Here is a 12488-nt window from a genome sequence, read left to right as displayed (position 1 = left end):
TTTAATATTTTTTATAACTTAAAGCCACACCATCTCCAATTGGTATTAGGCTAGTATCTAAATAATCACAATTGCTTATATAGTCTAAATAATTTCTCATCCTCTTAACTATTGTCTTTTTTCTTCTGATAACATACTTATCACTTGCAACCATTCCCTTGTAAAGTATATTGTCCGATATTAAGACTCCTTCAGGCTTTAATTTATCTATAACTAAATCATAAAATAATTTATACTGACCTTTAGCAGCATCAATGAAAATCATATCAAATTCTCCATTTATTTCTTTTAATCTTTCTTCAGCACTTCCCTCAATTATAGTTATATTATCATCAAATCCATATTTTTTAATGTTTTTTGATGCCTGCTCTATCATTTTTTCATTTCTCTCTACTGTTATTATTTCACAATCTTTATTTAAAGTATTTGCAAACAACATGGAAGAATAACCAATTGCACATCCAACCTCCAGTATTCTCTTAGGCTTGTTCATCTTTAAGATTACCTTTAAAAGTTCTGCAACTTCTTTATGAATTATAGGAACTAAGTTTTCATTTGCATAATCCTCTAATTCTTTTAAAAAGGCTTCACTTTCTTTTAATGTATTTCTTATATACTCTTCTACGAACTCATCTACTATATTGCTCAAAAGTATCACCCTTTCTATGACACAAATAAATAGGTGGCTTCCCACCTATTCACTTTCATTTTCTTGTTTTCTTTTTAAGTGATTATTATAATTCTTTGAAAAACTATGACTACCATCCTTCTTAGCTACAAAATATAAATAATCTACATTTTTTGGGTAAAGAGCAGCTTCTATTGATTTTTTTCCTGGCGATGCTATTGGTCCAGGAGGTAGCCCTGAATTCTTGTATGTATTATACGGAGAATCTATTTTTATATCCTCAAAGCTTAAATTGGGCTTTCTTTCTCCTAATATATATTGAACCGTGGCACAAGATTGAAGAGGCATATTTATATTCATTCTATTATAAAATACACCTGCTATTATACTTCTTTCCTTATCTAATCTAGCTTCTCTCTCTACAATAGATGCAAGTGATATAACTTGATTAAGTGTAAGATTTTTTTCATTTTGAATATTTTTATATTCATCAGTATATATCTGATCAAATCTCTTTAGCATTACATTTATAATATCTTTTTCAGAATAATTCTTATCAAAGAAATATGTATCTGGAAATAAGTATCCTTCAAGAGATAGTATATCTTCTTCGTTTAGAAACGTATAACTTTGACTAAATTCAGAAGGATTATTTACTAAATCCATAAACTTATTTTTATCAACAAGTCCTAGTTTTGAAATTCTATCTGCTATTTGATGAGCTTCAAAACCTTCTGGAATAGTGATCTTAACTAAATCCTTATATACCCTACCTGAATTTAATATATCCAATATTTCTTTATTTGAATGCGACTGATTAATCTTGTAAAGGCCAGCCTTTATTCCTTTATCCATATTATTTACCTTAGCAGTTATTTTGAAAAATAATTTGTTCTTTATAAGCTTTTTCTTGAAGAGTTTTTCACTAACGCTATTAAGCGAAGATCCTTTTTTTATATCCACTAGAACTTGCTTCTCGCTGCTTAAATCATAAGGACCTGTTTGTATATTAAAGTAGACTAACCCTGATGCTATAATAACTACAATCAAAATACACATAATAAATACTTTTTTCATATCATTACCTCTTTTTTATTAAATTTAAGTTAGTATGAATTATATATCTATATTATTATATAATTTTAGACTCCTTTTTACAATATGCAACTTATTAATTAGAACTACAAAATTCGTCTACTCGCTAACGCGGTGACTCATGTCGCCAACGATCCCTACGGGCTCCGTTGCTCAAAAATAGTCTCAAGTGTAACTTTTTTAATAAGTTATCTACAAAACAAAATTATATAATTTCTTTAAGCATAAAAAAGATGTACCTTTGATGGGTACATCTTTTTTATATCATATTGAATTTTACTAGAATCTCTCTATTCCATCCTTAGTAACTATTCCATGAATAAGTTTTCTTTCAACAGGCTTTTGATCTGATATAATATAAGCTGACAGAAGTCTTTCTTTAGCTACTTCAAATTTTTTTATATCATTAATATACATAACAGCTAAAGTTTCTCCTTCTTCTACCATATCTCCAACTTTTTTCTCAAGTACTATTCCAGTTCCAAGATCTAATTCATCTTCTTTTGTTTCTCTACCAGCTCCTAGCATCATGGCACTAATCCCAACAGTTTCCGCTTCAATCTTGCTTACATATCCTTTTTGGGTAGATTTAATCTCTATCTTATTAGTAGCTCCTGGTAATAGGTCATAATTATCAACTACATCCTTATTTCCACCTTGAATTTCTATAAATTCTCTTAGCTTATCTAAAGCTTTTCCAGAAGCTATAGACTCTTCTAGCATTTTTCTTCCTTCTTCATATGTTTTTGTAATCTTAGATAACATCAACATATATGATCCTAGATTAAGGCAAAGCTCTGTAAAATCCTGTGGTCCATTTCCTTTTAATGTTTCTATAGCCTCTATTACTTCAAGTGCATTACCAACTGCAAATCCTAGTGGCTGATCCATATCTGTAATAACACCTATAGTTTCTCTATTCATGCCATTTCCAATATCAACCATTTCCTTAGCTAAATCAAATGAATCATCTAACTCTTTCATAAAAGCACCACTACCAGTTTTAACATCAAGAACTATAGCATCAGATCCTGAAGCTAATTTCTTGCTCATTATACTACTAGCTATTAATGATATATTATCTACAGTAGCAGTAACATCTCTTAGTGCATATAGTTTTTTATCAGCAGGAACTATAGTAGCAGTTTGACCACATACAGCTATCTTATGAGAGTTTACATTGTCTGTAAACTTGTCTTGACCCATTTCTATAGAAAGCCCAGGTACAGCCTCAAGCTTATCAAGAGTTCCACCTGTATGTCCAAGACCTCTTCCAGACATTTTTGCAACAGGTGCTCCACAAGATGCTACAAGAGGTGCTAAAGTTATAGTAGTTTTATCTCCAACTCCACCTGTACTATGTTTATCAACCTTTATTCCATCTATTTTTGATAAATCTATAACATCACCAGATCTCATCATTGCATCTGTTAAATAAACCGTTTCTTGTTTAGTCATTTTTTGTAAAAATACAGCCATTATAAATGCAGAAGCTTGATAATCTGGTATTTCTGATTTTGAGTATCCATCTACAAAAAAGTTTATCTCTTCTTTTGTTAATTCAACCCCATCTCTTTTTCTCTTTATAATATCATACATTCTCATGTCTATTACACCTCTCTTACTATTCCATATATTACATTTTGTATAATATGTTTTTTACTAAAGATATAAATTGCATCTTAACTCTTTGAGTAGTCTCTATAACTTCATCATGATTTAAAGGTTGATCTAGTATTCCAGCTGCCATGTTAGTTATACAAGATATACCTAATACCTTAAGATTTGAATGTCTAGCAACTATAACTTCTGGAACTGTAGACATTCCAACTGCATCTCCACCTATAACTTGAACCATTCTTATCTCTGCTGGTGTTTCATAAGTTGGTCCAGTAAAATATGTATAAACTCCCTCTTTAACATCCATATTTAATTCTTTAGCTACATCTTTTGCAAGAGATACAAGTTCTGGAGTATAAGACGTTGACATATCTGGGAATCTAACTCCTAACTCCTTGTTATTAGGTCCCATAAGCGGATTATTTCCACCAAGATTTATATGATCATTTATTATCATTAAATCTCCTGGTACATAAGTTTTATTAGCTCCACCTGCAGCATTTGTTACAACTATTGTTTCTACACCTAAAGCCTTCATAACTCTTACTGGAAATGTAGCCTCTTCCATAGTATATCCTTCATAGAAATGAAATCTTCCTTGCATTGCTACAACATCTTTTCCTTGTAATTTACCTATTACAAGCTGTCCTGCATGACCTTCTACTGTTGAAACTGGAAAATTAGGTATTTCTTCATACTTTATCTTAACAGCGTCTTCTATTTCATCTGCTAATACTCCAAGTCCTGATCCTAATATTAATCCTATTTTCGGCTCAACTCTCACCTTTGATTTTATAAATTCTGCACTTTCTTTTATTTTAGTAATTAAATCCTTCATTAATTATTCCTCCTGCTATTTTAAAATTAAATCTTTGAAGCTTTCACCATTACTTGGCATCTTAGATCCTAATATATCCGCAATTGTCGCTCCTATATCTGAAAACGTCGCTCTAATTCCTATATCAGCTCCACTTCTTACATTTTTCCCATATACTAAAACTGGGATATATTCACGTGTGTGATCGGTTCCCTTATATGTTGGATCATTCCCATGATCAGCAGTTAATATCAATATGTCTTCATCTTTAAGATTATCCATAATTTCTGGAATTCTTAAATCTAATTCTTCTATAGCATTTTTGTATCCTTCAACATTTCTTCTATGTCCATATTTAGAGTCAAAGTCCACTAAATTAGTAAATATAAGGCCTTTATTATCTTTTTTCATATATTCTATAGTTTGATCTACACCATCCATATTGCTCTTTGTGTGAACTGCCTCAGTAATACCTTTTTTATTGAATATATCTTCTATTTTTCCAACTGCAATTACATCTTGACCTGCTTCTTTTAAGTTATCAAGTATTGTATTTTCATAAGGATCTAGTGAAAAGTCTCTTCTATTAGCAGTTCTTATGAAGTTTCCTGGTTCTCCTACAAATGGTCTTGCTATTATTCTTGCAAGAGCATTATCTCCCATCATTATTTTTCTTGCTATTTGGCACATTTTATATAATTCATCAAGAGGTATTATTTCTTCATGAGCTGCAATTTGAAATACACTATCTGCAGATGTATATACTATTACCTCTCCTGTTTTCATATGCTGCTGCCCAAGTTCATCAAGGATTGCTGTTCCTGATGCTGGCTTATTACCTATAACTTTTCTTCCTGTTTTTGTTTCAAATTCTTCTATTACATCTTTAGGAAATCCTTCTGGAAAAGTCTTAAAAGGTTCATCCACTCTAAGTCCTACCATTTCCCAGTGGCCTGTTGTAGTATCCTTTCCTTGAGATATTTCAGCACACTTGCCAAACGCTCCTATAGGAGAATCTATTTCTTTAACTTGCTCAAAGCCATCGATATTTCCTATACCCAGTTTAGTTAGATTAGGTATTTTTATATCATCATATGCTTTTATTATATTTCCTAACGTATTCACACCTTCATCTCCAAATTTGTGAGCATCTGGAAGCTGTCCTATACCAACACTATCCATTACCATCAACACTACTCTTTTACTCATTAGTATCAACTCCTTTTTTAGGGATAAATTAATATTGTTATATTTAAATTTTAACATTGATTCAACGTGATTTCAATTATAGCTTTAAATAATATTTAATCATTATAATCTTGGATGATTTTCTTTCAACTCTTTTCTTATATTCTTATCTATATGATTTAAATATATTTGAAGACTAGTTAAATTATTATTACCCAATATTTTGCCAACTACACTTAAATTTGCTCCTTTTTTAAGTAAATGTATAGCAAAAGAATGTCTCAGCATAGTTGGAGTTACATTTTTATCCAATTTTATATTTTTAGTATACTTTTTTATTATCTTCCAAAGTCCTTGTCTTGTAAATCTTTGACCTTTTGAATTTACAAATAAAGCTGTTTCATCTTCATTCTTTACTATTTTCATTCTAGAATCATCTAAATATTTTTGTATATATTTTTTAGATGTATCACTAATAGGTATGGTTCTAGTATTTTTTTTATTAACACAATTTATATAATCCATATTTAAATTAACATCATCTATATTGAGCTCAATTAATTCAGAAACCTTTATACCAGTTGCATAAAATAATTCTAAAATAGCCTTATCTCTTATTCCTTTTATGTTTTCTAAATTCGGTGCATTAAGTAAAAGCTCTATCTCTTTTTGTGTTAATATGTCCACCTTTGGTCTTTCTACCTTAGGTTTTTTAATTTTTCTGGCTGGATTATTATCTGATATCCTAGTATTAAATAAAAATTCGTGAAATGATTTTATTGAAGATATTATTCTAGATATTGTAGATACTGATGTATTATTTTTTTGAAGTTGTATTAAAAAACTAAATATATCATTCTCACTAACACTAATATAATCTGCTTTATTAATCTTTAAATAATTTATATATTTTTTTAAATCGGATTTATATGAAAGTATAGTATTTTGAGAAAGATTTTTATCTTTTATTATGTAATCTATATATTTATCTATTATATTATCCATACTAAACTCCTCTAAGTTAGAATATTTTTTGCATTATGAACATAGATACTAAATTTACTATTCCTTGTATTGTTACTACTGCTGAAAATAATCCTATTAAATTAATACTATATTTTAACATTAATTTTTTAATATGATTATAGTTTCTAAATCTATTAGATAATCTAAGAGCATGTATAGCTTGAAAAAAATAGTTAAAAGAGAAGAATATAACAAAAAATGTAAAGGGTATTATAATTATATTTTTCATTAATATCAAAAATATCATTTTAATCGAACTAGTCTTCAAAACCAAAATTAATGTATTTACTGTATAACCTATAGACAAGCCCTTTAAAAATACTATAACCAATACAAGTGGACTCGTAATTACAAAAAGAGATGCCAAATACATTGATATTAAATATATAAAATCATTCTTAAGATTTAATAAACCTTCACCTATTAGATTGAACTTTTGATTATAATCACTGGTTGTCCTAGAAATAAACTCATTCATAGAAGTATCTGAAATAGAATATACTTTATTTAAGTACGCTCCACTTGTAACTCCTAAGCTAAATAAAAATATAAATATTATCATAATTATTTTATAATTACAACTTGAATTTGAAAATTTGAATATATTTTTCAAATTAAAACCCCCTCGTTTTTAACTTTACATAATTCTATGTTAAAAATAAGGGGTATATTACAACTTTATAGATCTTTTGCTAGAAGTATTCCTATTATAGTTTTAGAATCTTTTATTTCATTATTTATAACCATATTTAAGGCTTTTTCTAAGTCTACATTCATAACATCTACATATTCATCTTCATCAGGACAACACTTACCTGCTTGTAGGTCAGTAGCTAAATATAAGTACATTTTTTCATTAGAGAACCCAGCTGATGTATAAAATTCATTTAGAAATTTTATATTTTTAGCCTCGTATCCAGTTTCTTCCTTAAGTTCTCTGATAGCGCAGTCCCTAGGATTTTCTCCTTCTTCAAGTTTTCCAGCAGGAATTTCTACTATAACCTCCTCAACTGGCTTCCTAAACTGTCTTACAAGTATTACTTCTTTTTTATCATTTATAGCTAGTATTGCTACAGCTCCTGGATGTTCTACAATCTCTCTTTTTTGGTATTTATGCTCTGGAAGTTCAACTGTATCCACTCTTAAGTTGATAATTTTTCCATTATATATCATTTCTGAACTCATAGTTTCTTCTTTAAAAATCATAAGCTATCCCTCCAATAGATAATAAGCAGCAGAGCTTGCCGAATTGAAAAACTCTCTATCTTCTTCATAAGACCTTCCCATGGTTTTTACTCTTAAGTTGAAATATTCTAAGTCTGATTTTGTTTTATTGTTATCTATATATACAACATCATGTATTTCATCTATACCATTTTCTTTTATCTGATTGATTACATAGTTTTTATTCTTATTACTCTGTATACCAACTGGAACCACAACCTTTGTATTAACCATCTCTTTTAATATAGTTACGGAATGATGGCTAAGCCCAAAATGCCTATCTCTTTTATCTGCAAAGCTTATTCTAGGTATAGCTATTGGTATTCCTTTTAATTTTGTTACAGCATCAAGTATATTAGCTTGTTCTATACCTGTAAATCCATACTTAGTAGATGTACCTACAATACCTGGGCCCATACATACAAATACAGCGTCTGCCTTTAAAACTTCTTTTGCAAGTATTAATGCAGTGTATATATTTATACACTCATAATCACCTCCAAAAGCATTTCCAATAGTTATTGTATTATCTATTAGTCTATTTTTCTTTAAATTTTGTACATTTTTACTCAAATATATAGGAAGTGCTGCTCCGTCAGTCATTATGTATACTAATTTTTTTTTCTTATCAATTCTTTTGTATGATGCAGCAAATGGAACTAGCATACTATGAAGAGTTCCAACTACAACAGGCATATTATCAAGCGATTTAAAATTTTTAATTTTATCATGATATTTACTCTCTTGTTCTTCTGCTGAGAATGTTTTTACTTGAAGTGGAGTATATCTAAGCTTCATTATATGTCCACCTTCACTCATTTTACTCTCTAATTTATTTAAATTCGCTATTACAAAGTGAAATCCTCCTGTTCCAAGATTAAGTTCTACAGCACTTGTATTTAATAAAACTTCATCATTAACATCTGCAGAAGAATTAATTTTAGGATAGTTTATAGCCTTATATATAGTATTATCTACCTTAACCTTAAGTTCTTCCATTTCTTCGGTTTTAGATATTATCTCTTGTACTATTCCAACTCTTTTACTTATCATATTTACCCCTCTTTATCTCCCTAGCATATCTATATAGTTTAGTATTTTATTATTCTCAATTATCTTTGTTAGAGAATACTTTTCTGTAATTACATGAATAAGTATTAATAGTATTAATACACAAAGTCTAACTACAAATGAAAAGTTATAAGCTATTATTATTCCTGTTGCTATTCCTAAAACATTTGATCCTGTATCTCCCATCATACTATTTGCTTTTAAATCATCTTTAAAATATGCCGCTACATTTGACATCAGAAGTACTATAATTAATTTATCATAATACCTAGATACTGCAAAAAGTAGTATTAATGAAATAAACAAATATCCTTTTATAGCTCTACCAGGTCTTAAATCTAAAAGATTCATTAAATTTGTAGATAGTGCTATGAGTAGTGTATTAACAACTATATCAATTATATTACTCGATATGCTAACAGATATTAATAAAGCCACAAAACCACCAAATAAAGCTTTAAATCCACCCGTTGTAAGTTTGCCATTTAATAAACTTTTAAAATGTCCTTTAAGTCCACTAACATCTCTATTTCCTATTAAGTCATCAAGTATTCCTATAAATGCCATACTCATTATACCAAATAAGTATATATACACTTCATTACTTTTATAAAAATATCTCAAAATAGATGAGTTTATTATAAGCATAGGTATAAGTATTATTCCAGCACATACAGGTATTAGATCTTGTCTGTAGTTTTTTCTTACAATATTACTTTCTATCAAAAGCGATTTAAAATAAGGAGTTATTAATAGAGTTCCTAAAAATCCAATTAAAAATACTATATATATCAAACCTTATTACCTCCCTAGTGTTTTTTTTAGTAAAGTAATATTTATATGATAAAACTGCTTTCCTCTATGAATAAATCCCTTCAAGTCTCTTCCAGTTTCATTATGCGTCATATTTACTAAAACTTCTTTTATTTTATATCCTTTTTTTAATATATCAATGGTCATTCCAACTTCAACACCATATCCAAACGGCATTTTTTCAAAGTTTTGTAAAACTTCTTTTTTGAAAACTCTTTGTCCTGATAAGGTTGAATCTAATTCTTCACCAGTTAACATTTTGACACCATTTTTTGCAAGTTTTTTAACAAGCCCAAAACCACCCTTTTTCTTTGCTGGTGGAAATTTTGCAATAGTAACATCACACTCATCACCGAGTACAGGATATATTAATTTTTCTATATCTCTTGATGTTTCTCCTAAGTCAGCATCCAAAAATCCTATAATATCAGAATTTTGCATAGCTATTTTTAGTCCATAATTTAGGGCAAATCCTTTTCCCATATTATTATCAAGCTTTAATGTTTTTACATTATCATATGAAGAAGCTATTTTAAATGTATTATCACTTGATCCATCATCTACTATTATTATATCATCTATACAATTTATGTCCTTTATACCTTCTATTGTAGATTTTATTTTATTTTCTTCATTATATGCAGGTATTATTATACTAATATGCTTATTATCCATATACTAACTCCTCATTATTTAATTTCTAAAGGCGTAAATTCATTTGCAGTATCCTTTACTCCGAAGTGCCCTGTTTTTCCTCCAATAACCATAACTAACGATATCTTTCCCATAACCTCATCTAAATTGTCTATAGTAGATATCTTAGATTCTTTATAAAATGGAACATATGAATTTTGAACATCTCGTCTTTCAGTTCCAAGCAGATTTACATTGTTATCTTTAAAGTATTTAATTATATTTTTATCTACAATATTTAGTTTATTCTCGTTATTTTCTAAGCTTCCACCTTCAAGTATAACAGTATCTAAATTATTATACTCAAGATTTAAAGTTTTTATTTCTATTATTCCCTTTTCACCCATTTTGTTTAATAAATCAATATTTTTGTCTACATAGGTTATTTGACATATATAATTTATTAATTCATTCTTATCTTTTAAATTCAAACTAAACTCTTCGTTGAATTGTGCTATTTCAAATTCATTTAACAACTTATCTTTTATAACAATATTAAACGCTACATTTCCGTTAGCTTTATTTATAACTTCTTCTACATTAGGATAAAAATAATCTTCTGTAGTCTTTAATATACCTATATTTTTTCCTTCTAGTTTTTTATCAACTACATAGCTCAGTGTGTTTTCTATATACTTATTTAAATTTTCATTTTCTTTTGTTATATGTAAGAGTTTATTCTCTGTATTGCTATTTTGTTGTTTTATAATATTAAATTTATTCTCTAAATCATATATTATTTGAGTTTGTTGCTCATCAAATGCTCCATTACTATTTAAGTTAAAACCTATTAATATTCCAATCCCCAAACTTATAAAAATAGCACTCAGTGTTACTATAAAATACTTCATATTTACATTCACAAAAAAACCTCCTTAAAACTCCATTAATAATCTAATTTTAATCTGCATAAGTTTTATCAACTGTTGAATAGATGGTGATAAATACGCTACTATGCATACAGGAAAAAGAGCTGCAAGAATAAGACCCCATATATACTTTAGCTTTAATTTACTTCTATATAACAGGTTAACTCCTTTTGCATCTATAAGTTTTGATCCTATTTTGAGCCTTACTAAAAAAGTACTCGCCATTCCTTTTCTTCCTTTTTCAAGAAAATCTATCATATTCGAGTGAGTTCCAAGTGCAACTATTAATTTTGCACCATATTCATAAGCTGTAAGCATAGCTATATCCTCACTCGTTCCAGGTGCTGGAAATATAGTTGCTTTAAGACCTAGTTTCTCTATTCTTTTAAGTCCTGGTGCTCTTCCATCAGGATAAGCATGAACTACTAATTCATTACACTTCCTTAGACATTCATCACTTATACTGTCCATATCTCCAACTATCATATCTGGTGTATATCCAAATTCTAAAAGTGCATCTCCTCCACCATCAACTCCTATTAAAACAGGTTTCATTTCTTCTATATATGGAATTATCGTGCTTAAATCCTCTTTGTAATCTTGTCCTCTTACAACAATCAACGCATGTTTTCCTTTAAATTTTGTCTTCATTTTAGGAATTTCTAAATCTCCAAGTATAAATCCTTTTTCTTTTTTAGCATATTCTATAGTATTTTCTATAAAGTTGTCTAGTTCAATAGATAAATTGTCATAGCACAACTTTATTTTCTGTTTAATTATCTCTTTGTCTAATACTTCACCTTCTCCTATTACTTCATCATTTAAATACAATTTATTGTCTACTATTTCAATAATATCATCTTCTTTTAATCTATCGAATACGTCTTTGCCTACATTGTCTAATATGTATATATTTTTATTAGAAAGTATTTGAGGCCCTTTATTCGGATATCTACCGCTTATTGTAGTATCTGCATTTACTATAGCTTTTATTTTTCCTTCTACTAAAGAGTTTGCTGCAACTTCATCTATATCCTTATGATTTATTACAGCAATTTCTCCTCCTGTTAATCTTTTAGCTAGATTTTTAGTTTTTCTATCTATTTTTATCGGAGCCTTTAATCGCATGTTTTTCCTCCTTGTTTTACAAAATGCCCATTTAAAGTTTATTTTTAAACAAATTTAATTATATCACATAACTATATCTAAATTAAACAAGGAATTAGTTTTTACTACTTTTCTATTAATATAAATAAAAAAACATCTTTTGTAATTTTTTACAATAACAAAAGATGTTTTTTTATTTATCTTGCCGCTTTATGTTCAAGTCTTAATTTATCTGCAACCATTGCGATAAATTCAGAATTTGTTGGCTTTCCTTTTGTATTATGAACTGTATATCCAAATAATTGATTTATAGTATCAACCTTTCCTCTACTCCAAG

At 28.5% G+C, this 12488-nt stretch carries 14 protein-coding genes; all 14 read right to left on the bottom strand.

Going from position 1 to position 12488, the window contains the following annotated elements:
* Window position 1: 1 nt before the first annotated feature.
* On the bottom strand, window positions 2–649 hold the full coding sequence (locus N4A48_RS00175; protein ID WP_293663655.1) for an O-methyltransferase: 648 nt from the start codon (window positions 647–649) through the stop codon (window positions 2–4).
* Between the two features lie 45 nt (window positions 650–694).
* A complete protein-coding gene (mltG, locus tag N4A48_RS00170) occupies window positions 695–1705 on the bottom strand; it encodes an endolytic transglycosylase MltG (protein ID WP_293663654.1) in 1011 nt (336 codons plus the stop codon).
* A 297-nt stretch (window positions 1706–2002) separates the two neighbouring features.
* Window positions 2003–3328, bottom strand: coding sequence for a pyrimidine-nucleoside phosphorylase (locus tag N4A48_RS00165; protein ID WP_293663653.1), 1326 nt, complete (start codon window positions 3326–3328; stop codon window positions 2003–2005).
* 31 nt (window positions 3329–3359) lie between these two features.
* Window positions 3360–4181 (bottom strand): purine-nucleoside phosphorylase, encoded by an 822-nt coding sequence (locus N4A48_RS00160; protein WP_293663652.1) that lies wholly within the window; start codon window positions 4179–4181, stop codon window positions 3360–3362.
* 15 nt (window positions 4182–4196) lie between these two features.
* Window positions 4197–5369, bottom strand: coding sequence for a phosphopentomutase (locus N4A48_RS00155; RefSeq protein ID WP_293663651.1), 1173 nt, complete (start codon window positions 5367–5369; stop codon window positions 4197–4199).
* Window positions 5370–5471: 102 nt separating this feature from the next.
* Window positions 5472–6353 carry a tyrosine-type recombinase/integrase gene (locus N4A48_RS00150; protein ID WP_293663650.1) on the bottom strand — a complete coding sequence of 294 codons (882 nt, stop codon included), beginning with the start codon at window positions 6351–6353 and terminating at the stop codon, window positions 5472–5474.
* A 16-nt stretch (window positions 6354–6369) separates the two neighbouring features.
* The gene (locus N4A48_RS00145; RefSeq protein ID WP_293663649.1) at window positions 6370–6987 is read right to left on the bottom strand and encodes a hypothetical protein; all 618 of its coding nucleotides are present in this window, start codon (window positions 6985–6987) and stop codon (window positions 6370–6372) included.
* A gap of 65 nt (window positions 6988–7052) precedes the next feature.
* Window positions 7053–7580, bottom strand: coding sequence for an NUDIX hydrolase (locus tag N4A48_RS00140; protein ID WP_293663648.1), 528 nt, complete (start codon window positions 7578–7580; stop codon window positions 7053–7055).
* A 3-nt stretch (window positions 7581–7583) separates the two neighbouring features.
* Window positions 7584–8651, bottom strand: a complete 1068-nt coding sequence (locus tag N4A48_RS00135; protein ID WP_293663647.1) for a DUF3866 family protein — start codon at window positions 8649–8651, stop codon at window positions 7584–7586.
* 12 nt (window positions 8652–8663) lie between these two features.
* Window positions 8664–9464, bottom strand: a complete 801-nt coding sequence (locus tag N4A48_RS00130; protein WP_293663646.1) for a glycosyl transferase — start codon at window positions 9462–9464, stop codon at window positions 8664–8666.
* Between the two features lie 6 nt (window positions 9465–9470).
* The gene (locus tag N4A48_RS00125) at window positions 9471–10157 is read right to left on the bottom strand and encodes a glycosyltransferase family 2 protein (protein ID WP_293663645.1); all 687 of its coding nucleotides are present in this window, start codon (window positions 10155–10157) and stop codon (window positions 9471–9473) included.
* A gap of 14 nt (window positions 10158–10171) precedes the next feature.
* A complete protein-coding gene (locus N4A48_RS00120; protein ID WP_293663644.1) occupies window positions 10172–11038 on the bottom strand; it encodes a copper transporter in 867 nt (288 codons plus the stop codon).
* Window positions 11039–11050: 12 nt separating this feature from the next.
* Window positions 11051–12172 carry a putative cytokinetic ring protein SteA gene (gene steA, locus N4A48_RS00115; protein WP_293663643.1) on the bottom strand — a complete coding sequence of 374 codons (1122 nt, stop codon included), beginning with the start codon at window positions 12170–12172 and terminating at the stop codon, window positions 11051–11053.
* A 176-nt stretch (window positions 12173–12348) separates the two neighbouring features.
* A partial coding sequence (locus N4A48_RS15000) for a sporulation initiation factor Spo0A C-terminal domain-containing protein (protein ID WP_293663671.1) occupies window positions 12349–12488 on the bottom strand: 140 nt, incomplete at its 5' end.

This window comes from Tepidibacter sp. (assembly GCF_025210165.1).
Lineage (GTDB): Bacteria > Bacillota > Clostridia > Peptostreptococcales > Peptostreptococcaceae > Tepidibacter_A.
The sequence above is the reverse complement of the archived record's forward strand: the minus strand, read 5'-3'. Positions and strand labels throughout refer to the sequence as shown.